General features: G+C 64.9%; 21 protein-coding genes. 2 read left to right on the top strand and 19 right to left on the bottom strand.

Translation table 11 applies throughout. From position 1 onward, the window contains the following. From VGQ94_02700 to VGQ94_02620, 17 genes are all read right to left on the bottom strand, one after another. On the bottom strand, window positions 1-267 hold a 267-nt coding region (locus tag VGQ94_02700; GenBank protein HEV2021414.1), incomplete at its 3' end, for a thiamine phosphate synthase. 81 nt (window positions 268-348) lie between these two features. Further along, window positions 349-1,689 (bottom strand): acetyl-CoA carboxylase biotin carboxylase subunit, encoded by a 1,341-nt coding sequence (gene accC, locus VGQ94_02695; protein HEV2021413.1) that lies wholly within the window; start codon window positions 1,687-1,689, stop codon window positions 349-351. A 36-nt stretch (window positions 1,690-1,725) separates the two neighbouring features. Beyond that, the gene (accB, locus tag VGQ94_02690; GenBank protein HEV2021412.1) at window positions 1,726-2,193 is read right to left on the bottom strand and encodes an acetyl-CoA carboxylase biotin carboxyl carrier protein; all 468 of its coding nucleotides are present in this window, start codon (window positions 2,191-2,193) and stop codon (window positions 1,726-1,728) included. 21 nt (window positions 2,194-2,214) lie between these two features. Continuing rightward, the gene (locus VGQ94_02685) at window positions 2,215-3,291 is read right to left on the bottom strand and encodes a Xaa-Pro peptidase family protein (GenBank protein ID HEV2021411.1); all 1,077 of its coding nucleotides are present in this window, start codon (window positions 3,289-3,291) and stop codon (window positions 2,215-2,217) included. A gap of 89 nt (window positions 3,292-3,380) precedes the next feature. Further along, window positions 3,381-5,750, bottom strand: a complete 2,370-nt coding sequence (pilQ, locus tag VGQ94_02680; protein HEV2021410.1) for a type IV pilus secretin PilQ — start codon at window positions 5,748-5,750, stop codon at window positions 3,381-3,383. A gap of 97 nt (window positions 5,751-5,847) precedes the next feature. After that, complete coding sequence (locus VGQ94_02675; protein HEV2021409.1) at window positions 5,848-6,354, bottom strand: hypothetical protein; 507 nt, start codon at window positions 6,352-6,354, stop codon at window positions 5,848-5,850. Between the two features lie 23 nt (window positions 6,355-6,377). Beyond that, window positions 6,378-6,989 carry a type 4a pilus biogenesis protein PilO gene (gene pilO / locus VGQ94_02670; GenBank protein ID HEV2021408.1) on the bottom strand — a complete coding sequence of 204 codons (612 nt, stop codon included), beginning with the start codon at window positions 6,987-6,989 and terminating at the stop codon, window positions 6,378-6,380. Window positions 6,990-7,007: 18 nt separating this feature from the next. Beyond that, window positions 7,008-7,592, bottom strand: a complete 585-nt coding sequence (locus VGQ94_02665; GenBank protein HEV2021407.1) for a PilN domain-containing protein — start codon at window positions 7,590-7,592, stop codon at window positions 7,008-7,010. Further along, a complete protein-coding gene (gene pilM, locus VGQ94_02660) occupies window positions 7,589-8,629 on the bottom strand; it encodes a type IV pilus assembly protein PilM (GenBank protein ID HEV2021406.1) in 1,041 nt (346 codons plus the stop codon). The genes VGQ94_02665 and pilM overlap by 4 nt, the downstream gene beginning before the upstream one ends. A gap of 11 nt (window positions 8,630-8,640) precedes the next feature. After that, on the bottom strand, window positions 8,641-8,877 hold the full coding sequence (locus VGQ94_02655) for a helix-turn-helix domain-containing protein (protein ID HEV2021405.1): 237 nt from the start codon (window positions 8,875-8,877) through the stop codon (window positions 8,641-8,643). A 732-nt stretch (window positions 8,878-9,609) separates the two neighbouring features. Then, entirely contained in the window at window positions 9,610-12,297 is a 2,688-nt protein-coding gene (locus tag VGQ94_02650; protein ID HEV2021404.1) for an Rne/Rng family ribonuclease, read from the bottom strand. A 429-nt stretch (window positions 12,298-12,726) separates the two neighbouring features. Beyond that, window positions 12,727-13,821, bottom strand: a complete 1,095-nt coding sequence (rodA, locus tag VGQ94_02645) for a rod shape-determining protein RodA (protein ID HEV2021403.1) — start codon at window positions 13,819-13,821, stop codon at window positions 12,727-12,729. A gap of 2 nt (window positions 13,822-13,823) precedes the next feature. Beyond that, on the bottom strand, window positions 13,824-15,788 hold the full coding sequence (mrdA, locus tag VGQ94_02640; GenBank protein ID HEV2021402.1) for a penicillin-binding protein 2: 1,965 nt from the start codon (window positions 15,786-15,788) through the stop codon (window positions 13,824-13,826). A gap of 13 nt (window positions 15,789-15,801) precedes the next feature. Then, the gene (gene mreD, locus VGQ94_02635; GenBank protein ID HEV2021401.1) at window positions 15,802-16,320 is read right to left on the bottom strand and encodes a rod shape-determining protein MreD; all 519 of its coding nucleotides are present in this window, start codon (window positions 16,318-16,320) and stop codon (window positions 15,802-15,804) included. Window positions 16,321-16,324: 4 nt separating this feature from the next. Next, window positions 16,325-17,332, bottom strand: coding sequence for a rod shape-determining protein MreC (gene mreC / locus VGQ94_02630; GenBank protein ID HEV2021400.1), 1,008 nt, complete (start codon window positions 17,330-17,332; stop codon window positions 16,325-16,327). Between the two features lie 58 nt (window positions 17,333-17,390). Beyond that, window positions 17,391-18,455 (bottom strand): rod shape-determining protein, encoded by a 1,065-nt coding sequence (locus VGQ94_02625; GenBank protein ID HEV2021399.1) that lies wholly within the window; start codon window positions 18,453-18,455, stop codon window positions 17,391-17,393. A gap of 371 nt (window positions 18,456-18,826) precedes the next feature. Beyond that, complete coding sequence (locus tag VGQ94_02620) at window positions 18,827-20,110, bottom strand: hypothetical protein (protein HEV2021398.1); 1,284 nt, start codon at window positions 20,108-20,110, stop codon at window positions 18,827-18,829. A gap of 150 nt (window positions 20,111-20,260) precedes the next feature. Between VGQ94_02620 and VGQ94_02615 the strand changes: the two genes are divergently transcribed. Together VGQ94_02615 and VGQ94_02610 are read left to right on the top strand one after the other, a co-directional pair. Beyond that, window positions 20,261-20,419, top strand: a complete 159-nt coding sequence (locus VGQ94_02615; GenBank protein HEV2021397.1) for a hypothetical protein — start codon at window positions 20,261-20,263, stop codon at window positions 20,417-20,419. 227 nt (window positions 20,420-20,646) lie between these two features. Further along, window positions 20,647-22,611 (top strand): nucleoside-diphosphate sugar epimerase/dehydratase, encoded by a 1,965-nt coding sequence (locus tag VGQ94_02610; protein HEV2021396.1) that lies wholly within the window; start codon window positions 20,647-20,649, stop codon window positions 22,609-22,611. A gap of 113 nt (window positions 22,612-22,724) precedes the next feature. Here VGQ94_02610 and VGQ94_02605 read toward each other — a convergent pair whose 3' ends face one another. Both VGQ94_02605 and VGQ94_02600 read right to left on the bottom strand, forming a co-directional pair. Continuing rightward, window positions 22,725-23,264, bottom strand: coding sequence for a hypothetical protein (locus VGQ94_02605; protein HEV2021395.1), 540 nt, complete (start codon window positions 23,262-23,264; stop codon window positions 22,725-22,727). Further along, on the bottom strand, window positions 23,261-23,478 hold a 218-nt coding region (locus tag VGQ94_02600; GenBank protein ID HEV2021394.1), incomplete at its 5' end, for a hypothetical protein. The genes VGQ94_02605 and VGQ94_02600, both read right to left, overlap by 4 nt.

Raw genomic sequence — 23,478 nt, 5'->3', positions numbered from 1 at the left:
CACGCCGTCGAAGCGCGCCGCCAGGCAGAGGTCGGCGCGGTCGTTGAAAATGAGCCGCGCCCGCCGCCCGACCGCTTTCCGGATGGCCCGCGCCTGCTGCAGCATCTCCCGCGCGCTGCCCCTCTTGTTGCGGTATTGGATGAGCCGCACTCCGCCCTCGACCAGCGCGCGCGCGAACTTCGCCAAAGCCGCGCTCGGGCTCTTCGCCCGAGCGAAACTGGCAGCGTCAACGATGGCGTACAGCGGAGGAGAGTTTACTCGGCTCACTCTATAACCATTGTAGAATCAATATGTTACAAGAACATCGCACAGCCGAAGACGGCTGTGCCACACAGTCCTTGCCCCCCATCACTTCATAAAGCGCTCCATGAACTTGGTATCCACGTCACCGGCGAGGAAGTCGGGATCGGCAACGATCTTGCGCTGCAGGGGGATGGAGGTGTAGATGCCCTCGATGATGAACATCTCCAGGGCGCGGGCCATGCGCGAGGCGGCCTCCTGGCGATCCTTGCCGCGGGTGATGAGCTTGGCGATGAGCGAGTCGTAATATGGCGGGATGACGGCCTCGGCGTAGGCGGCTGTATCCACGCGCACTCCCGTCCCGCCGGGCGGATTAAAAGTAGTGATCTTCCCCGCCGAGGGGGTGAATTTCTCCGGATGCTCGGCGTTGATGCGGCACTCGATGGCGTGCCCGCGCATCTCCACCTCGCCGTGCAGGACGTTCTCCATGCGCTCGCCCGCGGCCAGCAGGATCTGGCTCTTCACCAGGTCGATGTCGGTCACCATCTCGGTCACCGGATGCTCCACCTGGATGCGGGTGTTCATCTCGATGAAGTGCAGGTTGCGCTCCTCGTCCATCAGGAACTCGACCGTACCGGCGTTGACGTAGCCGATCTTGCTGAGGGTGGAGCACAGCTTGTCGCCCACCTGCTGGCGCATGAGGGCCGTCACCTGGGTGGAGGGCGACTCCTCCAGCAGCTTCTGATGGCGGCGCTGAATGGAGCACTCGCGCTCTCCCAGGCTGACCACGCTGCCGTAGGCGTCGGCCAGCAGCTGGAACTCGATGTGCCGCGGGCGCTCGATGAACTTCTCCATATAGAGGTCGCTGTTGCCGAAGGCGGCGGCCGCCTCCGATTGCGCCTGCTGGAAGAGCGGCGCGAGCTCGGCTTCGTTGTGAATCACGCGCATGCCGCGCCCGCCGCCTCCTGAGGAGGCCTTCACAATCACCGGGTAGCCGATCTGTTTGGCCCAGCGCTGGGCCTCGGCCTCCGACTCCAGCACGCCCTCGGAGCCCGGCAGGATGGCCACGCCGGCCTCCTTCATGGCCACACGCGCCTTTTCCTTCTCTCCCATGAGGCGGATGATCTCCGGCGGGGGACCGATGAACTTGATGTGGCAGGTCTCGCACACTTCGGCGAAGTTGGCGTTTTCGCTGAGGAAGCCGTAGCCGGGATGGATGGCGTCCACGTTGGCAATCTCCGCCGCCGAGATGACTGCGGGGATGTTGAGGTAGCTGTCGGCGGAGCGGGGTGGGCCGATGCAGACGGCCTCGTCGGCGAAGCGCACGTGCAGCGAGTGCCGGTCGGCCTCGCTGTAGACGGCCACCGTCCGGATGCCCAGCTCCTTGCAGGCGCAAATCACCCGCAGGGCGATCTCGCCGCGGTTCGCTATCAGGATCTTCTTGAACATGGATGGATCCCGCGGACCGGAGCCGCGGGCTCGACTCTAGCCTCGGGGCTTGACGACGAACAGGGCCTGGCCGTACTCCACCGGCTGGCCGTTCGAGGCCAGCTTCTTCACCACTTCCCCGGCGACGTCAGACTCGATCTCGTTCATCAGCTTCATGGCCTCGATGAGGCACAGCACCTGGCCGGCCTCCACCGCGTCGCCCACCTTGACGAAGGGCGGCGAGCCCGGGGAGGGCGACTCGTAGTAGGTCCCGACGATGGGAGACTTGACGCTGTGCAGCCCCGCTTCTTCCGCGGCAGGCGGAGGCGGAGCGGCGGGAACCGCGGCCCCGGAAGGCGAGGGGGCGGGCGCCGCAGGACCCGGCATCGCAGGGGCGTAGGGCCCGGCCGGAGTTTCCCCTCCCCGCCGGATGCGGACCTTGACGTCGCCGCGTTCCAGCTCGAACTCGGTGATGTCCTTCTCGATCAGGAACTCGATCAGGTCTTTCAGTTCTTTTTGGTTCATCTGGATCGGGAGGCGCCTCCGCTACAGCTCGATCAGCTCCTTGGTCGTAGGGGTCAGCACTTCGCAGCCTTTTGGGGTCACCACCACCACGTCTTCTATGCGAACCCCGCCTCGGCCGGCGACATAGACTCCGGGTTCGACGGTCACCACCATGCCCGGCGCTAGAAGCTCTGCCTGGTTCTTCCCCAGCCGGGGCGGCTCGTGTATCTCCAAGCCCAGGCCGTGGCCAGTGGAGTGGGTAAAGTACCTGCCCAACCCCGCCTGTTGCAACACCTGCCGGGCCGCGTAGTCCACTTCCGCTGCCTTGACCCCCGGCCGGACGGCCGCAACCGCCTGCTCTTGGGCCTTCCGTACCACTTGGTACATCTCCCGGGCCTGCCTTGGGGCTCGTCCCATGTGGACGGTCCGGGTCATGTCGGAACAGTAGCCGCCGAGTATAACACCAAAGTCCAGGACTACAAATCCTTTGTTTGGAATAGGTTGCGATGAGGCGACCCCGTGAGGGAGGGCCGAGCGCCGTCCGCCCGCCACGATGGTTTCAAAGGACATCCCCTGGGCGCCGGCCCGCCGGGCAGCGTATTCGATCTCTCCGGCCACCTCGGCCTCCGTCACCCCTGGGCGTAGGACCTTCAGCGCGCGCTCGAAGAGAGCCGAGCCCAGCCGGACGGCGGAGCGGATCAGGGCGACCTCCGCGGGTTCCTTGACCATGCGTTGGCGCTCCACCAGCCCCTCGAGAGGCTTGAGGCGGTCCCCCTTGGGGAGGGAGCGGGCCAAGGCTGCGCGAGCGGCGAGCGTCATGTGCTGGGCCTCGACGGCGATGTGGCGCGCGCGTTGCCGGCTGAGCCAGGCAGCCGCGGCTTCCAGCAGCGGTCCGCGGGCGATCACCACTCGGACGCCTTGCGCCTCCGCTCGCGCCTGTGTGGTGTAGCGCCCATCGGTGAAGAGGACTCGCTTGCCGCGGGCGAAGACCAGCGTACCGGAGCTGCCGGAGAAGCCGCACAAGTAGCGGAGGTTGGGCGGGTGAGCCACCAGGAAGGCTTCCACTCCGCTCGTAAGGAGCGCGTCTTGCAGGCGGCGTTGGCGGGCCCGGTAGTTCATGATTCGGGAGAGCGCAGGAGCGTGGACCCGATTATTCCAAAAAAGAAGCCCCCGCGCTGGGCGGGGGCCGGTGGAAGCTTTGCGCCAGGCTAGGTCTGGATGATCTTCGGGGTGATGAAGAAGATCAGCTCCTGGGTGGTGGTGGAAACTTTGCGGTGTTTGAACAGGTTGCCGAACACGGGAATGTCGCCCAGCAGCGGGACCTGTGTGACGCTCACCTGGTTCTGCGTCTGGATGACGCCTCCGATGACCACCGTGCCACCGTCGGTCACCAGCACCTGGGTGGTCTCGCTCTGGGTGAGGATCGAGGGGTTGCCCTGAATCGCGTTGGTGAAGTCAGCCGTGTCGTTCTGCAGCTCGATGTTCAGGAAGATGGTGTTCTCCACCGTGATCTGCGGAGTCACCGTGAGCCGCAGCACCGCCTCGACGTAGGTCACCGTGGGCGGGCCGGACAACTGGGCCTGGGTCACGATGGGGAGCCTCACGCCCTGCTTGACCTCAGCCTTGACGTTGTTCTGGGTCACCACGCGCGGGCGCGAGAGGATCTTCAGCAAGCCGCGCGACTCCGCCATGGTCAACGCGAAATCCAGCCGGTAGGTTTGCGATGCGCCGGTGGCAATTCCAAGGGCGCTGGTCGGTCCGATTACCGGCAGATTGGAGAACAAGGGGATGCCCGCCCCTCCCAAGTTCAGGAAACCCGGGCCGCCATTGAAGACCGTGGGGGTGATGGCGGCGATATTATTCGTACCGCCCAAGCTCGTGACCCGGTTGTTCCAGCCGAAGCCGAGTTGGGTACCGATGTCGCGGGCGAAGTTGCGCGTGGCGGAGACCACCCGAGCTTCGATCTCCACCTGAGGCGTCTTCAGATCCAGATCCCGGATGCGCTGCTCCACTCCGGGCAGCACGTTGGGGATGTCTTGGATGATGAGCGCGTTGGTGCGGGGGTCGGCCACCACGTCGCCGCGCGAGGTCAGGAACTTCTTGATGATGGGCATCAGGTCATTGGCGCGCGCGTAGCTCAGGTAGCGGGTGATGATGACCTTGTTGGCCGCCAGGTCCCGCGCCTCGGTCTGCGCCTTACGCCCCTCCGCTTCCTTGCGCAGGGTTTCCACGGTGGCGATGCGCAGGACGTTGCCGTCCAGCTCGCGCTCCAGGTTGTTGTTCTTGAGCACGATATCCAGCGCCTGGTCCCAAGGCACATCGTCGAGCACGATGGTGATCGAACCCTTGACGTTGGGATCCAGGACCACGTTCAAGCCGCTGATCTCATGGATCAGGCGGAAAAAGTCCTTGAGGTCGGCGTCCTTCAGGTTGAGAGAAATGGGCTCGCCGGTGTAGCGCGGCTTGGCGGGCATGCTGCTCCCGCCCACCTGCGCCATCTGCTGCTGTTGCTGCAGCGCCAGATTGACCGTGGGCTGCGGTTGCAGCGAGGCGTTCGCCGGCTGCGGCAGGTTGGTCGCGGCCAGAGTGTTCTCCGGCTTGGAGAACCGGGTCGCGGCGTCCGCGGCGCGTTCTCCCGGACGGATCTCCTCGGCGGCCGGTTCGCTCTTGGCCTGGGTCGGATCCTTGGGCTCGATCACCACGAAATCCTGCGCCACCATCTTGGTCGGCGGGGTTGCGGGAGCGGTTGCAGAGGCGGCCGGCGCAGTTTCGGCAACTGCCGGGGCCGGGGCCGCGTTCGCGGGTGCGTGCAGCTTCAGGACCAGCTTGTTGCCTTCCGGCACCAACTGATAGTCCTGCGCGGACTCCAGATCCACCACCACCCGGGTCACGGCAGGATTCTTCTGGAAGTGCGACATGCGCACTGACTTGACCTGAGCGTCGTGAACCGCGATCTCACGTCCCTTGCCGACGGGCGTGCCCGTCACGTCGACCACCAAACGGTCAGGATTGGTGAGCTTCATGACCTTGGACTGCATGGGCCCGCTGCCGCGAATCTCCACGTTCATTCCGTCCTGGCCGCGAACCACGGAGACGTCCTGGATGAGGACCGACTTGCCGGCCACGGGTTTGGGGGCGTCCTTGGCGGAGGAAGAAGCGGCCGCTGCCTTCGCGGGCGCCGCGCCTGCGCCGGTGACCTGCACCAGCAGCGCGTTGGTCTCTTCGCTCAGGCTGATGCCGGCGTTGGGGGCCAAGGTCAGCTCCACGCGGACAACTGCCGCGCCGCTCGAACCCTTGTAGCCCACCACCCGATAGCCGCTGACGCCGGGGACCTGGAGCTTGCGCTCCGTGCCCTCCAGCTTCCCGGCAGTCACGCCCGCCAGATCGACCAGCAGCAGATTCTCCGCCGGACGATACTCGGTGTGCGTGAACGCGCCGGTGGCGCGGATGGTGACCAGCGAGGCTCCGTCCTGGGCGACGGCCGTGACCTCCGCCAATTGCGGCTCGGCGGCCACCGCCATCACGGTCAGCGCCACCAGCGGCAGCAGAATCTTCAGCAGTTGCTTTGCCCTCATCATGGTTTTCTCCTCACGCCCCGGCCCGTTTGCCCGTAACGTGCGCGGCCTTGAATGACCGCTCAAGATTTCCTTGCCCTCAACTCGGCCCATTCCCAAGTCACACCACCGGCGCGCTGACCCGCTTGACTACTTCGCGCGTCTGGGTGCGTCCCTGGTTGTCCACCGAAGTCTCTTTGAAGATCACGGAATCTCCGGTGATCTTCAGCACAAATCCGTTAAAGACGGGGTCGTTCTCGCGCAGGAAGTAGGCCTTCTTGGCCGGATTCTCCACCATCGCGATCATGCCTCTGGGGGTCTTGACCACACCCTTCAGGTCGACCTGGTCGATCACCAGGCAGCGCTTGCCGGTACCACAGGCGCCGCCAATCTGCTGGGCCCGCATCACCGCCAGGCTCACAAACGGATCGCGCTTGCCCGTGGGCGCGGCGGGCTTGCTCTGCGCCTGGGCGGGAGCCGACTCGTGGGCCGTCGGCTTGCTGACCGCCACCTTGGGCTTGGCCGCCGCCGGCGTGGTGTTCGGGGCCGGCTTCTGGGCAACGCTCGCCTGTACCCAGGCGGCGCTCGCCATCACTAGCAGGACTGCGATCTGTCGTTTCGCGTTCATCATCATCCCGTTCCCTCGCCTCCCTACTTCTTGGCCGGCGCCGGGGGCGCTGCCGGGGCCGCTTCGGGCGTCCGGCTGAAGAAGGTGGTCGCGGTGAAGCTGGCGACGACACTCTCCCCGGGGGCATAGTTGTACTTCTTCTTGGTCTTGGCGTCGGATTGCCGCACCGGCGTCGCCATCTGCAGGTTGCCGATGTTGATGATGCGCTCCAGATGGGCCACTTTTTGGAAGAAGCTCACCACCCCGTAGTACGGCCCGTCAATATCGATCTCGAAGGGGACCTCGGTGTAGTAATCGCGCGTGGCCACCGGCTTGGCGGTGTAGCGCCGGATCTCGATCCCCGCGGCCGATGCCTGCTCCTGCAGGACGTGCATGAACTGGTCGGCCTGCTTCTCGTCAGGCACCACGGTGCGCTGACGCTCCAGCTGAACCTTCAGCTGCTCGATGTTGGTGTCCAGATCCCTTTCTTTGGCCACCAGCGGGCGCAACTGCTCGATCTCCGCCAGCCGAGCCTTCAGGCTGGTTTCCTTCCGCCCGTTCTCGTCATACATCGGCTTGAGCACGAGGAAGCCGAGCACCAGCGTGATTACCAGCACCGCGCCGATGGTGATTCCGAATTTTCTGCCCGGCGACATATGTCTTCGTCCCCCTGCCTACGATTTCGGCTTCTTCTCGCAGATGATGGTGAAATTGAATGCCTGCATGTCCTTCACCGTCTCGTCCTGGATGGCCTCTTTCAGTTCCACCGACCGGAAGTAGCCGGTGCGCTTCAGATTGGCCATCAGGTTGGCCACCGCGTGCGGGCTGAAGGCCACGCCTTCCAGGTTGAGGTTGCTGCCATCATCCTTCATGGTGGCCAGCCAGATGGCATCGGTGCTGTTGACCGTATCGCCCACCATGCTCAGCAGTTCCACCGGCCCCGACTGCTCTTTGCGCAGCTTGTCGATGACGTCGGTGCGGCGCCTGATGTCGTCCGCCAGCTTCTGCTTCTGGTCCACGCGCTGCTTGGTAGCCTGCAGCGCGTCGTATTCCTTGTTGGCGGTCGCCATTTTCGCGTCCAGCCTCTTGCTCTGGCCATCGAGGTACCACCACAACCCGCCGTTGATGGCCACGGCAAGCACCACCCCGATGAGAATGAAGACGACCGAGCTGGGACCCTCGCCTGCGAACTCGGGCGCCGCAGCGGCCGCGCGCTTACCCTTCGGTCTTGCGGCTCCGGAAAGGTTGATTCGGATCATATTTCAAAACTCCTCAGGGCCAATCCCACCGCCACCGCGAGTTGTCCCGCGTTCTGCTCCACCAGCTCTCCCCCCACCCCGGGGTTGATCCGTTGGAAGGGGTTCAGGACCTCGACCGGCAGGCTGAACTCCTGGCGCAAGGCCTCTACCAGCCCGGGAACCTTGGAAGAACCGCCCGCCACGTACAGGCGCTCGATGTGCTCGCCCGAAGCCGTGGCCCGGAAGAAGTCAAAGGTCTTCTGGATCTCCAGCACGATGATCTCGGTGACCTGCTGCAGGATGGGCATCTTGGCGTCTTCGCTGACCGTGCCCACCTTCTTGCCCAGCTTGAGGGCCTCGGCGTCATCAAAGCTCAGGTCGAGCTCCTTCTGCAGCGCGTCGGTGTACTGGTTCCCGCCCACGCTGACGTCGCGGGTGAACAGCGGCGTGGAACCCTTGACGATGTTGATGTTCATGACGCTGGCGCCCAGGTTGAGCAGGGCCGCGGTCGCGCCCGGCGCGGGCTCGTAGTTGTATTCGTAGCAGTTCTGCAGCGCGAAAGCGTCGATATCCACCACTGCCGGGCTCTTGGCCGCCAGCGACAGCACGTTGGTGTAGTTCAGGATCTTGTCCTTCTTCACCGCCACCAGCAGCACGTCCATCTGGGAGCCGCTCAGGTCCTCGGAGAGGATCTGGAAGTCCACGTTGACGTCCTGGATATCGAAGGGAATGTGCTGGGCCGCCTCCGTCTGGACCATGCCGGCGAGTTCCTGGTCGGTCATGGTCTGCATGGTGATCTTCTTCACGATCACCGAGTGCCCGCTCACCGAGGTGGCCACCATTTTCCCCTTGATGCCACTGTCGGTGAAGATCTTGGTGATGGCGTTGCTGACCGCGGTGCTGTCCACGATCATCGAGTCCACCACAATGTCGGAGGCCAGCGGCTCCACTCCCATGTGGGCAACCGTGATCTCCCCCTTGGTCCGCTTCAGCTCCACCGCCTTGATGCAGCTGGAGCCGATGTCCAGTCCCACGATCGTCTTCGATCCGCCAAACATGTGGCCGCCTTTTAGTGAGTCGTTCCCGTCATGCGCGCCGCCCGGGGCTTCTTCTTCCCCCGGCTTTCGCTCAGGGTGCTCTTCCGTTCCATCCACAGGTCCAAGATGGTCTTCTTGAACTTCCAGCGGTTGCCTAGCTTAAACGCTGGAATCCGTTCTTCGTATACATATTTATAAAGCGTGTCCGGACTCACCCCCAAGTACTGGGAGGCCTGCCGGATGTTCATCACTTCTCGGGACTCGGCCATAGTACCTAAGCCCTTTCCACAGTCGCTGCTCCTCCGGTTCTACCCGGAGACGGCCTATCGGCCGGGCCTGAGACGGATATCCTCTTCGTTTCTCGGGGGGAAAACTTGAGTGGGCGAGTTATACCAGTGTTACTCCCCCATGTGTCAACCCCTAACTTCGGGTTTCCCCCGGTTGTGCCCGTTTTCCCCCACCTTTGACCGCCTTCCCAGGGCCGGATTCCGGCCAAATTTCATATATTCTGTGGGGTACCTCGCCCCCTACCCCAATATGTCGTGGTGTTGATGCAAAGGGTACGGTAAGGGGCCGGACTTCAGGCTTCCTTGCCTTGGCACCCCCCCGGAGGGTGGCCCGCCCTTTCCTGAATGATGGGGTTGCCCCACCCTTGTCGCTCGCACTTTTGGAGCGGCAGGGTGGGGGTTTCCTTCGTCAATCGGTAGTATCCTTCGCCAAATGTGTTTGGGACTCCCTGAGAGAAATCCCCACCCTCCGCCAAAACCGGGCGGAAGGGTGGGGGCAGCCCCAGAGAGAAGGTTGTGAGGGTGAAAGGGTGGGCCAGCCTCCTTGAACAGACCAGGGGGAGGGGGTAGGAGGGCCCCGGGGGTATCTGACACCTGGCCGGGGCGGGTTCCGATTGGGATGAATCTTGAGGGGTACCCTACCCTTTCAAGGTGCTCGAAAGGGTAGGTGCAGGGCCAGCCATCTGAGACGTCCGGTATAAACAGTCGCGACTTCTACTGAATATCAAACTGCTCCTGGTGCAGGGTCGGGTCGGCCTTCACGATGATTGTCCGGCCGGTGAGTTCTTCCATCTCGCCCAGCAGGCGGGCGCCGTTGCCTTTGAGGTTCTTGGCGACTTCGGGGTGGGTACGCAGCATGAGGTCGCCTTGGCGCTCCAGGTGCTTGTAGATCTTGCGCATCTCCACGTAGATCTCGTTGCACACCGTGGCCACGGACTTGATGAGCCCGGTGCCAGTGCAGTAGGTGCACTGCATTCCCAGGGTGCGTTCCAGCGACTGCTTGACGCGCTTGCGGGTGATGGCCACCAGTCCGAAGTCGTTGAAGGCCAGCACCTTGGTGGGGGCGCGGTCGGCGCGCAGGGCCTCGTCCAGCGCCTGCATGACTTTTTGCCGGTTGCGGCGCTCGTCCATGTCGATGAAGTCGATGACGATGATGCCGCCCAGGTCGCGCAGCCGGACCTGGCGCACAATCTCCTTGATGGCGTCCACGTTGGTGCGGGTGATGGTGTCTTCGAGGCGCGCGGTCTTGCCCACGTACTTGCCGGTGTTGATGTCGATGGCCACCAGCGCCTCGGTCTGGTTGATGACGATGTAGCCGCCCGACTTGAGCCAGACCTTCGACTTGAGTGCCTTGTTGATTTCCTCCTGGATGTTGAACTCCTCGAAGAGCGGCGTGTCCTTGGTGTAGAGCTTGACGCGCTTGATCAGCGAGGGCTGGAAGCGCGAGACGAAGCGCAGCACGCGCTCGTACTCGGCCTCGGCATCCACCCAGATGTGGGAGAAGGTCTCGGTGACCTGGTCGCGCAGGATGCGCTCCACCACGTCCAAGTCGTGGTAGAGGAGCGCGGGAGCCTGGCTGGAATCGGCGCGGCCGCGGATTTCGTTCCACAGGTTGATGAGGAAGCGGATGTCGGCGCGCAGGTCGTCCTCATTGGCGCCGGCGGCGGCGGTGCGCACGATGAAGCCGCCCTTGCCGGTCGCGGGCGCGTCAGGTGCGCCCGTATCGCGCTCGCTGAGCAGGATGCGCCGCAGACGCGCGCGCTCCTCCTCGGAGGCGATCTTGCGCGAGACCCCGATGTGGTCCACCGTGGGCATGTACACCAGGAAGCGCCCAGGGAGCGCGATGTGACTGGTGATGCGCGCGCCCTTCTTGCCCATGGGCTCCTTGGCGATCTGGACCAGGATCTCCTGGCCTTCCTTCAGCAGGTCGGCGATCTGAGGACGCGGGCCGTGCTGGATGTTGCGGCGTCCGCGAGGACCTCCTCGCCCTCCGCTTCGGCCTCCGCGGCGGCCACGGTCGCCCGCCGCGCTGGGGCGCCCGGCCGGCGCCGTGCGCTGCATGTATCCGGCGGCGCCACGCGTCTCGGCGCGCTCCGGGCCCTCGCCTTCGGGGGATTCGGAGGCTTCGCCGGCGTGCGCCTCTAATCCTGATTCTGATTCCTCGCCGCCCTCGGCTTCCGCTTCTTCCTCGCCCTCGTCCTCTCCGAAATCCACTTCCTCGCCGGCAACGGCCTCGGCGCGGCTCATGACCGGAGAGCGGTCCCGGCTCGCCTCGGCGGCACGCTTGACGTGCTCGCCGGCCGGGGTGAGCGTCTCTTCTTCCATCATCTCTTCCAGCTCGGCGTCCTCGAGCTCTTCCTCGCGGGAGGGCAGGTCGCCCTCTTCTTCTTCCAGCTCTTCCTCGATGACCTCGGCCTCGGCAGCGAACGCGTTGCGCGGAGCCGGCTGGTGCTCGGCCTCGACTGCTTCCCGGGCAAAGGTGGCGGCGGCCAGGTCCATGCGCTCCGTGCGCTCGGCCTCGCGGGCTTCGGCGGCCGGAGGATGGGAGATGGGTTCCAGATGGGCGGGCGTGTGCTCGTCATAGCCGCCCACGATCTCGAACGAGCCGCGGCCAGCGGGCTCAGGCTCCGGATCAGGATTAAAGACGCGCGGGGTCTCGGCCACTTCCATGCTGCTGGCTTCGGCGGACGCGATGTGCCGGACTTCCGCGGGCTCGGCCGTAAGCGTCTCAACCGGCGCCGCGGCTTCGTTCCCGGGCTCCGGGCTCATTCGCACCGGCGAACTTCCCCGGTTGCGGTACTTGGAGATGGATTCGCCCGGCATCACCATGGGCTCATAGCCCGCGGAAGGCTGGGGACGCGACGTTGAATGCGGCCGGGGCTCGGGCCTGCGGCTCTCTGAGCGTTGCGGCTCGGGGCGCGCGGATTCGGGGCGCGCGGATTCAGGCCGGGGAGACTGAGAATCCTGGGGTCCGCGTCCGCGACCGCCGCGGCGGCGTCCGCGCCAGCGCCGTGAGCCCTGATCGCGATTTCCGCCCGGGCCTTCCCCAGCGGGAGCGGCGCCGCCGGAGGCTTCCCGGCGCGGCTCGGCTGCAGCCGCAGGCTCGCCCGAACGGCCGGTCGCCTTGGTTACATCGTCCTCCGTCTGACCGGCGATGGCGTCGAACTCTTCCTGGTCCTCGAAGAAATCGGAAACGTAGAGGAAGGCGTCGCGCTCCAGGCCGACGTCCACAAAGGCCGACTGCATGCCGGGCAGCACCCGGTTCACGCGGCCCTTGTAGATGGAGCCGGCGAGCGTGTACTCGTTTTCACGCTCGAAATAGATCTCTGCCAGCGCATCGTCCTCAACGATGGCCACTTTGGTTTCGTGGGGCGTTGAGGAAACAAACAATTCCTTGGACATGTTTTACTCCGCGTCCGCAGCCCTTTCGGCGGCGGACTCAGCGGCCGGCGACGGCGCCGGAGGTGGGATCGAGTGTGGCTGTGCGGATGGTGGGCGGCAGGCCTGTGGGCCTGCTGCGCGCCGGGGTGGTTGGGATTCTTTGGTAAGACTTCGGAATCTTTGCACCTGTCGCTCGCCCGCGGGGTTGTGGCCGCTCCGTCCACTGCGGACGGGGCCGTTCCTCCCCTGCAAGCCAGCCGCTTATTCGATCCTCACCGGCCCGTTCGCGTTTCCGGCCAGCTGTGTGCCCTCTTTTTCGCGAGGGCTAGGCGAATTCTGCAACTCGTTCCCGTCCCGCTCGGCGGGACGGCTCAACTTTGCTTCTCCCGCACCTCCCGTGCGGGTCGCGCCCGGCTAGGGACGCGGTCGTGTCTTGCTGCCAAAAACTCTTCAGTTCACGAACCGGCGCATGCGGATGTTCATCACCAGTCCCAACGCCAGAAACATGAACAGCACCGACGAACCGCCGTAGCTCATCAGCGGCAGCGGAATACCGGTGACCGGCATGAACCGGACCACCATGCCCACATTCACCAGGACGTGGAAGGCGAGTACCGCCACCACGCCCATCACAATGAAAGTGCCGGCGCGGTCCGGGGCCGTCTGGGCGTTCTGAATCAAACGCGCCAGCACTATGAAGTATAGCAGCAGGACGGCGCACGCGCCCACAAATCCTGTCTCCTCGGCGAACGAAGCAAAGGCGAAGTCAGTGTGGGTCATGGGCAGGAACTCCCCCTGCGTCTGCGTGCCTTTGGTGAGTCCCTTGCCCCAGATGCCGCCCGAGCCCACGGCGATCAGGGCTTGCTGAATCTGGTACCCCTTGCCCTGGGGATCGTTCTCGGGATTGAGGAAGGTGGTGAGCCGCGCCTTCTGGTAGTCCTTGAGGACAAAGAGCCAGCCGCCGGCTCCCAGCACGCAGGCCAGCATTCCCAAAGCTACGGCGTGGCGCAGCCGCAGGCCGCCGAGGAAAAGCGCCATCAGAAAGATGGGGACGTAGGTGAGCGCGGTGCCCAGGTCGGGCTCGACCAGGACCAGCAGCATGGGGACGCCGGCAATCAGACCGGTCTTGGCGATGTCGGCGAGCGTAGCCTCCCGCTGCTTCATCTCGTGGAAGTAGCGGGCCAGGGCCAGGATCACCACCAGCTTCACCCACTCCGAGGGCTGGAAGTGCATGCCGCCGGGGAACCCGATCCAGCGGCGCGCGCCCAGGACCTTGTGCCCGACGAGCAGCACCGCCACCAGCGCCAGCACGGAAGCGATCCACAGCCAGTGCGAGCGCTCGAGCAGCGAGTGGTAGTTCACCAGGCTGACCGCGAACATCAGTCCCAGTCCCGCCAGGATCCAGTAGATCTGGCGGAGGTGCATGCCGGCCAGGCGGGTGGAGAAGGTGGTGCTGTAAACCTCGAGCACGCCCAGGGCACAGATGGCGAGCACGAAGCCCAGCAGCAGCCAGTCGAAGTCGCGGAAGGAGAGGAAGCGTGGCATGGCTAGGGCGCTCCCTGCGGTGCCGCGGCCCGAACACGGGCGCGGCTCACGGGAATGCGGAAGTGCCCGCCGCCCAGCTTCCCAGGGTCGCCGGGCGCCGCGCCCGGCGTCTCCCACACGGCGGCGACCTCGACGGAGGAAGAGGAAGAGCCCTGGTGCGCCAGCTTGGCCTGGTGCCCGCGCTTCTTCTCCACGTAGGCCTTGACGACCTGCGCCACCAGGCGCGCGGCCACCGTGCCGTGCTCGCCCTGCTCCACCAGGATGCACACCACGATCTCCGGATTGCGGCGCGGCTCCACGCCCACGAACCAGCCGTTGTCCTTGAATTGTTCGCCGGTCAGTTTCTGCTTTTGCTTGGCTTCGTTGCTCACCACCTGGGCGCTGCCCGTCTTGCCTGCGAAGTCGATGCCTTCCAGATGCGCGCTGGCCGCGGTGCCGCCGGGCTGGGTGACGTTGGCCATGGCGTCGGTGATCAGCTCCCAGTTCTTGGGATCGATGGGGACGCGCACTTCGTCGCCGGCGGCGCTGCTCACCGGACGCATCTCAGGAGGAAGCTCCCCGGGGAAGGCCACGTGGGGGCGCCGCAGCACGCCGCCCGAGGCGATGCCGCCGATGGCGTAGGCGATTTGGATGGGGGTGGTGGCCACCGCGCCCTGCCCGATGCCCACCGAGATGGTCTCGCCCGCGTACCACTTCTGCTTGAAGGTGCGGGCCTTCCACTCCTCCGAGGGCATCACCCCCGAGACTTCCTGCGGAAGATCGATGCCGGTGCGGCGGCCCAGGCCGAGGGCCATGGCGTACTTGGCGATGCGGCTGATGCCCAACCGCTCCGCCAGCGTGTAGAAAAAGGTGTCGCAGGACTGCGGGATGGCGCGGGTGATCACCACGCCCGCGCCGTGCACCGAATGACACTTGAAGAAGCGGCCGTAGAAAATCCTTCCCCCGGCGCAGTTCACCGTCAGCGTCTGGGCCACGCCCTCCTCCAGGCCGGCCACGGACATGATGATCTTGAATACCGAGCCCGGAGGAAGCTGCGCCTGGATGGCTTTGTTGAGCAGCGGCTTCCCGGGATCGTTGAGCAACGCATTCCATTCGTCGCGCGAGATGCGCACCGCAAAGTGATTGGGATCGAAGGTGGGACGGCTGGCCAGGGCGAGCACTTCGCCGGTGCGCGGATCGAGCGCCACCACCGCTCCGTTGCGGCCTTCGAGCACCTGCTCGGCGGCGATCTGCAGGTCCAGATCGATGGTCAACCGCAGCTGCTTGCCGGGCTGCGCCGGAGTCTCATCCAGCCGGCCTTCCTCTTTCCCGCGGCTGTTGACCACGACGCGCCGCGAGCCGTCTGTGCCCATGAGCATTTTGTTGTATTGCTCCTCCACGCCGGAGCGGCCCACCACATCCCCGGGCGAGTACAGTTCGTACTGCGGGCGGTTCAGCATCTCCTCGCTCACCTCGCCCACATAGCCGATCAGGTGCGCGGCGAATCCGTCGCGCGGATACAGGCGGCGGTGCACCACGATGGTGTCCAGCTGCGGCAGCTCGTTGCGGTGGGAGTCGATGAAGGCCAGTTCGTCGGGAGTGATGTCGTCCTTGAGGATGACGGGTTGGAACTCGGCCGCTCCCGCCACCTTGCGCAGGCGCTCCCGCACCTGCTCCGGCGTCAGGTTCAGCCCGGAGGCGATCTTCCCCAGGTCCTCATCGCTGGTCGGCTGCTCGCGCAACAGCAGCGCGGAGAAGGAGGGATAGTTGTCCACCAGGATGCGGCCTTCGCGGTCGAGGATCTTGCCCCGGGGCGCCAGGATGGGAATGGTGCGGATGCGGTTGCGCTCGGCCAGCAGGCCGTAGCGATTGCCGCCCATCACCTGCAACCGCCACAAGCCGAAGCCCAGCCCTAGAAAGATGATAAGGATGCCGTACTGCACCGCTAGCAGCCGGTTCTGCGAGATCTTTTCTTCGCCACCCAACATCTATGTCTCGTCCTCAGGCGCGCCGTTTCAGACGGTCGAGCGCCATGAACAGCACCACCGCCAGCAGACCGTTCCCTGCCCCGGCCAGCAGCTCGTGGCCCCAGCGCCACTCCAGCGGTTGCCCCATCATCCCGCGCACCACCAGGAAATAAACGGCTTGGTGGAGCTGGTAGAAAGCGAAGGTCATTCCCAGCCGCACGCCGGGGTTCTGCACGTCGATTCTAACCCCAAGGGAAGAAGCGGCGTATCCCACCACGGTCTTTGCAATCCCGAAAACGCCCAGTGGATTGTGGGTCAGGCTGTCCTGGAGGATGCCGATGAGGGCGCCGGTGATTAGGCCGGTCACGGGGTTGCGCCGCGCCATGGCGAAGAAGATGGTCACCAGAAGCGGCAGATCGAAGATCTCGAACCAGTGAAAGCGAGCCGGGAGGAACGCCTGCATCAGCAGTGCCACCAGAGGCACGCCTACGCTGGCCGCCAGGGGGAAGCGGTGGACCTCGATCTCTTCGCGCGAAGTGTAAGTGAGCGCCACGAGGTTACCGGGGAGTCTTGGGCGGAGTCTCCGGCGGGGGCCCGCTGGATTGGGGCGGGGCGCCGGTTCCGCCCGCGTCCGCCGTCTTGGGGGGAAGGCCCGGCAGGCGCTGGGAGAGGATTTCAGCCGCGCGGCGCGGTGGCGCTTCCGCCGCGTCCGTCTGCGGAGTCTGTTCCGCGATCTGGGTGACGATCAGCACCTCTTCCAGGCGGTTCAGCCGCGCCGCCGGCTCCACCCGGATGTCGAAGAACAGATCGCTGCCCGGCTTCACCCCGGCCACGGTGCCCACCGGCAGCCCTTTGGGATAGATGCGGTCTCCGCCGCTGGTGAGCACACGCTCGCCCACTTCGACCTTCTCATCCACCATCACGTAGCGCAGGCGCAACTCGCCCGCGTCGGTGCCGGTGACCACTCCCTGTAGCCGCGATTTCTCCAGCACCGCTCCCGCGCCCGAGGTGGGATCGTTGATGGCCAGTACCTGTGCGGAGTTGGGGAAGACTCGGAGCACCTTGCCCACCACGCCCTCGGGCGTGATGACCGCCATATCTTCCTTCACCCCGTCGTTGGATCCCTTGTCGAGGTAGAGGATGCGGGAGCGGTCGCTGCCGCTGGAGCCGAGCACCTGGGCGGCCAGGGTCTGAGAGATGAACTGCTGCTTGAATCCGAGCAGCGCCTGCAGGCGGTGGCCCTGGCTGGCGGCCTCGCTCATCTGCGCCCGCTCGATGCGCATGCGCTCCATCTCCTCCCGCAGGGCGCGGTTCTCCTGGCGCACCCCACGGAGATCGAGGTAGTCCGACCACAGGGTGCGGGAGAGGCCGGCAACATTCACGAAGCCACGCTCGAAGGGAGTGAGGGCGGTGACCACCCAGAGCCGGATAAGGCGGATGGACCCGGCCTCCGGGTTGCCGGGCTCGGCGGGGCGTTTGATCTGGATGGCCAGCGCCAGGATCTGCAGAAACAGCACGGTGACCAGTGCGGTGGCGTTGCGGTGGCGGTGGATCAGATTTTCCATGGCCCTGCTACCCGGGAGCGGCGCCCTCGCGCCCGCGGAATGCGCGCGCCTGGGCGGGCTACTCGATCGAGATCTTGCGCAGCAGCTTGAAGTCCGAGAGCATCTTGCCCGTGCCCAGCACCACGCTGGCCAGGGGATCGTCGGCGATGGAGACCGGCAACCCCGTCTCCTCGCGGATGCGCTTGTCCAGGTTCTTCAAGAGCGCCCCGCCGCCGGTGAGCACGATGCCGCGGTCGCTGATGTCGGCGGAAAGCTCGGGCGGCGTGCGCTCCAGCGCCACGCGGATGGCGTTCATGATGGTCCCCACGCACTCGCTCAGCGCTTCGCGGATCTCGCTGTCGTCCACGGTGATGGTCTTGGGGATGCCCTCGATCAGGTTGCGCCCCTTGATCTCCATGGTGAGCGGCTTGTCCAGGGGATAGCCGGAGCCCACCTCGATCTTGATCTGCTCGGCGGTGCGTTCCCCGATGAGCAGGTTATATTTGCGCTTGAGATAGTTCATGATGGCTTCGTCCATCTGGTTGCCGGCCATGCGCACCGAGCGCGAATACACGATGCCGGAGAGCGAGATGACGGCGATGTCGGTGGTGCCGCCGCCGATATCCACCACCATGTTGCCGCAGGGCTCGGTGATGGGCAAACCCGCGCCAATGGCGGCGACCATGGCCTGCTCCACCAGATAGACCTCGCTGGCTTTGGCGCGGTAGGCGGAGTCCATCACTGCCCGCTTCTCCACCTGCGTGATCTCCGAAGGCACTCCGATCACGATGCGGGGATGCACCAACATCTTGCGGTTGTGCGCCTTCTGGATAAAGTAGTTCAGCATCTTCTCGGTGACTTTGAAGTCGGCGATCACGCCGTCCTTCATGGGCTTGATGGCAACGATGTTGCCGGGCGTGCGTCCCAGCATCTCCTTGGCTTCCTTGCCCACCGCTTCCACTTCGCCCGTGTTCTTGTTGATGGCGACGATGGAAGGCTCGTTCACCACGATGCCCTTGCCTTTGGCGTACACCAGCGTATTGGCCGTGCCCAGATCGATAGCCAGGTCGCTGGAGAACATGCTGAACAGCGAGCGAAGATTGTGGATGCGGGAATTTTCGGAGCGGAATCCGTTCGACGACATATCGATATACTTCTCTCCCCAGTTTGCCCGCTACCGGTTACGAGGGTGAGAACCCACGGGCCGCTGCCTTAGCCCGCCGCTCTCGAGATCGGTGGGTCGAACTGCCTGCGAGCACCAGCCTCTCGGGGTGAGCCAGCGCTATGGTCGGACGAGGACTGCAGACGTTCACTTTATGGTTAACGAGAGTATCACAACCGCAACCTCGGTGAAACCGGCAGAGCGGTGACTCTAGGCCACTGCCCCCTGCGCGGCGGTCGCTGGCCCCCGGGTTCTCTGAGGACATCCTTCCCGCCAGGCTCCCTGGCGAGGAGTCTCAAGATGAGATGTGCTGCGTTGAGGCGGGAAGCACGGTTGGAGGGAGGTATCTTCCCTTACTGGATGACGACCTTCTTCGTCTGCGTGTTCACCGCGCCCTTGGCGTTCTGGGCGGTGAGGGTGATCACGTTCTCGCCGTTGGGAAGAGGAGACGTGAAGTAGTCGAAGCACCCGTCCGGCCCCACCAGCGGCACTTCTTCGCTGTTGACCATCACCCGCGCGCCGGGCTCCGTGCAACCCTTGATCTCCATGACGTGCCCGTGCTGGATGAAGGGCTCAATCTGGAGTGCCATACCCGCGTTCTCTGCTCCCTTGGCGATGATCTGGAAGCGGTTCTTCTCGCTCTCCGCGGATTCCTTGCCCTGGGCGTCGGCCGCCTGCACCACCCAATAGTAAGGGCCCTCGCTCAGCCCGGACACCTTGAGTTGGGTGACCGCCAACCTCTTTTCCAGCACCACGGAAGAGAAGAACGGGTTGCGGGAGACGCGGAGGTGATAGGTGCGGGCGTTGGTCACCGGCGTCCATTCGAACACTACCGTCTGGCTGGGGCCGCCGAAGATGGGCAGCATGTTGGCGGGGTTCACCAGAGTGGGTGGAGCGATCTCCTTCTCCTTGGTCATCTGCTTGGAGTCGGCCTTGAACGAAACCTTCTCGTAGCCGCCCAGGGTGACCACTTCGTCGCCGCGCTGCACTTCACTCGAACCCTTGGTCACCAGGATCTGGTGTTCGTCGGCGCGCGGATCGTTGCGCACCTCGGCCGAGCTCTCGGGGGAGAAGCGCGCCTCGGCTCCCGCCACCCGTACGCTGGAGCTCGATCCCTGTTTGTACGTGGCCGTGGTCAGGTCCACGGTCCCGGTGGTCACCTGCACCGCCACCTTGGTCTGTTGCGATTCGTTGAGCGAGTTCTCTTCGATGACGATCAGCGAGTCCTGCTTCACGGTGTAATTGGTTCCGTCGGTGAATACCACTTTGGCCACACCTTCGGAGCTGGTCTGCACCACGTCTCCCTTTTCCAGGGGCAGGCTGTAGTCGGCGTTCACCCAACTGTTGCTGGCCGCCTTCTTCACCTTCACCGTGCCGTCAATGTTGGTGAAGTGCGCCTGCTGCTGCCCGGGTGTCACGCCCGCTTTGGTGCTCGCCTTCCCGCTCCGCCCGATTTTCTCGAACAGCCCCTGGAAGAAGCTCCCCGCGCTATCCATGCCCCTCTTGGTCGCGCCCGGAAACATGAGGTACATCCCGAGGACCACCAGGGCTAGGAGGGCCACCACGACCATCATCACGCTGCGATAGCTGACGGTGGTCCAGGCTATGTGGATTCCGGATTCTTTTCTTGTGGGCACGACGGTAGAACGATCCAATCTGCTCGACTTGCGACGAGACTATCATAACCATATCGCCTCGCAAATACTTCCCGTCGCGATTTGCGGTAGTGGTGCAGTTTGAATTCTGCCCCTCTCGCAACCGCGTCGGAATTGTTCTATCCTGTCGGCATGGGCAAGAAGAAACCGCAACCGGCAACCAGGCGCTCCCACAAGAAATATGAGAAGACGCAAAAACTAAAGGCCGACCCTGATGCCAAACAGAAACATCCCCGCGAGGACTTCAGCCAAGCCGCTGCGCGGATCGTGCGCGAAGCCACTAAGGATTAATGGCTCGCCAAGCAGGGCTGCCCGCCCCCCTGTGTACAATATTGGACATACTGGCCAATCTAGGACAGGCTATTTTCTGGTCTTTTGCGAGCATGCAGGAGCTTCTGCCACACTTTATAATCTATAATCGTTACCTTCTGGTCCCAAGGATTCGATGATATCCAGACTCACCATCGGCACATGTCCAAGCTCCCCTCACTGGCAAACGGGATTCTCGGGGAGGAACCATGGCCGGCGCTGACCACTCCGCTTCCGACCACCCGGCTGGGGGCCTGCTCGGGAAACTCGCACGCCTGATTATGCCGCGCCTGGCGGCTGTAGCCGACCAGCTGCCCGAGGGGTTCTTCAGCCGCGGCAACCAACTGGGTCTGGACGCCGCGGCCTGCGCCGTCGCTCTGTACTTCGCCTTCCAGTTGCGCTTCGACGGCGCTGTTCCGCTGCCCCAGCGGGTGGTGATGTGGTCCTGGCTGCTGCTGCTCCCTGCGCTTCGCCCCGGGGTGACCTTAGCTTTGGGCGGGTATGACCGCATCTGGCGCTTCTTCAATCTCCGCGACGCCGTGGGCCTGGGTCTCATTTCGCTTCCCCCCACCCTGTTCCTGCTGGTTCTCCGCTATGCCGTGCCGAGGGAGAGCTGGGAATCGGCGATCCCCGCCGGCGTCGTGCTGGTGGAACTCCTTCTGTTCCTGGCCCTGGCCGCCGGGATCCGCGCCCTGCGCCGGATGACCTTCGAGTATTCGCGCCGCACCGCCTCCGCAGGGACGCGGGCCCTGGTGGTGGGCACTGCCGACACTTTGGACGCGGCCCTCCGCCACGTGAGCTCCTTCCCCGACGTCACCGTGGTCGGGCTGCTGGCTCCGGAGGGCAAGCTGCAAGGGCTGCGCATCGCCGGCTTCTCGGTGATGGATGAGCCCAGCGCGCTGCCCCGGCTGCTGGCCAGCCGCGCCGCGGATCTGGTGCTCATCGCCGACGCCAGCCTGGACTCCATCGCCGAGACCGTGGCCACGGCCACCGAGTTCGGCGTGGACGTCCGTCTGCTTCCTTCGGCCGCCAACATCATTCGCGGCGAGGTGAGGGTCTCCGCCCAGCCCCGGGTAGAGCTGGCCTTCGAGGATCGCCCCACAACCCTGTCGCCGCCTCACCCGGAGGTCATGGAGAGCTTCCGCGACCGGACGATTCTGGTCACCGGCGCCGGAGGCTCCATCGGTGCCGAACTCTGCCGCCAGATCGCCGGCCTTGCCCCCGCCGCCCTACTGCTGTTCGACCGGGATGAGAACGCCATCTTCGAGATCTACGAGCAACTCTCGGGAATGGCGGAGGGAACCCGAATCGTGCCCCTGGTGGGCGACATCCGCGATCATGCGCGCATGCAGGCGGTCTTCGGCGAGTACCTGCCGCAGGTGGTGCTGCATGCCGCCGCCTACAAGCACGTGCCTATCATGGAGAGCAACCCGTGCGAGGCGGTCCTCAACAACGTGGTGGGAACGCGCGAGGTCGCCGACCTGGCGCTTCACTTTGGCGCCGAACGCTTCCTGATGGTCTCCACCGACAAGGCCGTGCGCCCCTCCAGCGTCATGGGGGCCACCAAGCGGGTGGCGGAGCTGGTGGTGCAGTCCCGCGCCGCCTCCGCCCGGGGCATCGAAGACCACAACCCCAGTTGTGCCTGCGTGCGTTTCGGCAACGTGGTGGGCAGCCGCGGAAGCGTGGTCCCTACTTTCCTGCGCCAGATCGCCGAGGGCGGACCGCTCACCGTCACCGATGAGGACATGACTCGTTACTTCATGACCATCCCTGAGGCGGTGCAGCTGGTTCTGCAGGCCGCCACCCTGGGACAGAACGGTAACGTGTATATGCTCGACATGGGCGACCCGGTCAAGATCACCGACCTGGCCCGCAAGCTCATCGAGATGTCCGGGTTGCGCCCCGATAAGGACATCGAGATCCGCATCGTAGGCGCGCGGCCGGGCGAGAAACTCTACGAGGAGTTGTGGACGGAGGGCGCACGCGTCCGACCCACCCGCCTCCAGCGCATCTTCGCCGTGGAGGCCGAACCCGTGTCACCGGACTTCGAGAGCGCGCTTTGCCAGTTGGAGCGGGCCGCACTCATGCACGATAAATCGCGGGTGATCGACCTGCTGCGGGCCATGCCCATCGGCTTCCACACCCCAACCCACGCTGCCGTCACCCCTAGCTGAAACTATTTTCCGGAACAGAACCGATCAGAGCGCAAGCCCCCCACAGCTTCAAATCCTCGTGCACAAACCTGGGGAGAAGGGTTCCTGCGCCCGGCTGCGGCTGTACTCCGGCGTCAGAGCGCGGCCGAGATGCGTCCGGCCTGAGCCGGCAGCTGCAGGCGGCTGAGGCGGGCGACATGATCCCGCAGGCCCTGGTAATCGGCCGCCACTCCAGCCAGCGACCAGCTCACATCGGGAACCAGAATGCGGGCGTGGAGCAGGCCCATCGCCAACAGCGAGTACATCCGCAGCCGGAGCGCGCTCTCCACCAGTTCGCCAGCCGCGCGCGCGACTTCGGGGTCAGCGTTCCGGCGCGCCGCCTCCCCTAGTCGCAGCAGGATGGAAGCGTTGTGGGCCACGCGCCGCACGTATCCCAGGGCCGCATGCAACCGCTCCCGCTGGATGGCGCGAAAGTCCGCTGGCGCCAGACGCTCCTTGAGGTACTTCTCTTCCTGCGGATCGGTGAGGTTGCGGAAGGCGTCCAGGTCCACCGGCTGGGTGCGGCCCTCCAGTTCCTGCAGGTTGTGCACCGCCACGCTTTGCCCGCGCGCCGCGAGCAGCAGAAAGACCATCACAGCCAGAGCCAGCAGGGCGAAGATCAGAGGAAGAGTCATCGTTGCAAGAGTTGTGACAGAACCTGATTCCAACCCTCGACTTGCGGGGCTTCTGGTTCAGGGATCGGCCTTCTCGCCGGTTCGGGCATGAGGAAATACCCCAGCCAGACCAACACGGCGCAGTTGTACGAAGCCATCTTCACCAGGTTCAAGGCGCTCTGGCTAACCAGCCCGGTATGAGCGTGCATCGCCGCCACCACCATCTGCACGCCCA

It is taken from the genome of Terriglobales bacterium, from assembly GCA_035937135.1.
In the GTDB taxonomy this organism is placed as follows: domain Bacteria; phylum Acidobacteriota; class Terriglobia; order Terriglobales; family Acidobacteriaceae; genus DASYVL01.
Note: the sequence above shows the minus strand (reverse complement) of the source record. Positions and strands in the feature narration are given on the sequence as shown.

What these genes read in the sequence shown, in the direction of transcription:
- accC (HEV2021413.1), bottom strand. Translation starts at nt 1,689, where the DNA reads ATGTTCAAGAAGATCCTGATAGCGAACCGCGGCGAGATCGCCCTGCGG.
- accB (HEV2021412.1), bottom strand. Translation starts at nt 2,193, where the DNA reads ATGAACCAAAAAGAACTGAAAGACCTGATCGAGTTCCTGATCGAGAAG.
- VGQ94_02685 (HEV2021411.1), bottom strand. Translation starts at nt 3,291, where the DNA reads ATGAACTACCGGGCCCGCCAACGCCGCCTGCAAGACGCGCTCCTTACG.
- pilQ (HEV2021410.1), bottom strand. Translation starts at nt 5,750, where the DNA reads ATGATGAGGGCAAAGCAACTGCTGAAGATTCTGCTGCCGCTGGTGGCG.
- VGQ94_02675 (HEV2021409.1), bottom strand. Translation starts at nt 6,354, where the DNA reads ATGAACGCGAAACGACAGATCGCAGTCCTGCTAGTGATGGCGAGCGCC.
- pilO (HEV2021408.1), bottom strand. Translation starts at nt 6,989, where the DNA reads ATGTCGCCGGGCAGAAAATTCGGAATCACCATCGGCGCGGTGCTGGTA.
- VGQ94_02665 (HEV2021407.1), bottom strand. Translation starts at nt 7,592, where the DNA reads ATGATCCGAATCAACCTTTCCGGAGCCGCAAGACCGAAGGGTAAGCGC.
- pilM (HEV2021406.1), bottom strand. Translation starts at nt 8,629, where the DNA reads ATGTTTGGCGGATCGAAGACGATCGTGGGACTGGACATCGGCTCCAGC.
- VGQ94_02655 (HEV2021405.1), bottom strand. Translation starts at nt 8,877, where the DNA reads ATGGCCGAGTCCCGAGAAGTGATGAACATCCGGCAGGCCTCCCAGTAC.
- VGQ94_02650 (HEV2021404.1), bottom strand. Translation starts at nt 12,297, where the DNA reads ATGTCCAAGGAATTGTTTGTTTCCTCAACGCCCCACGAAACCAAAGTG.
- rodA (HEV2021403.1), bottom strand. Translation starts at nt 13,821, where the DNA reads ATGCCACGCTTCCTCTCCTTCCGCGACTTCGACTGGCTGCTGCTGGGC.
- mrdA (HEV2021402.1), bottom strand. Translation starts at nt 15,788, where the DNA reads ATGTTGGGTGGCGAAGAAAAGATCTCGCAGAACCGGCTGCTAGCGGTG.
- mreC (HEV2021400.1), bottom strand. Translation starts at nt 17,332, where the DNA reads ATGGAAAATCTGATCCACCGCCACCGCAACGCCACCGCACTGGTCACC.
- VGQ94_02625 (HEV2021399.1), bottom strand. Translation starts at nt 18,455, where the DNA reads ATGTCGTCGAACGGATTCCGCTCCGAAAATTCCCGCATCCACAATCTT.
- VGQ94_02615 (HEV2021397.1), top strand. Translation starts at nt 20,261, where the DNA reads ATGGGCAAGAAGAAACCGCAACCGGCAACCAGGCGCTCCCACAAGAAA.
- VGQ94_02610 (HEV2021396.1), top strand. Translation starts at nt 20,647, where the DNA reads ATGGCCGGCGCTGACCACTCCGCTTCCGACCACCCGGCTGGGGGCCTG.
- VGQ94_02605 (HEV2021395.1), bottom strand. Translation starts at nt 23,264, where the DNA reads ATGACTCTTCCTCTGATCTTCGCCCTGCTGGCTCTGGCTGTGATGGTC.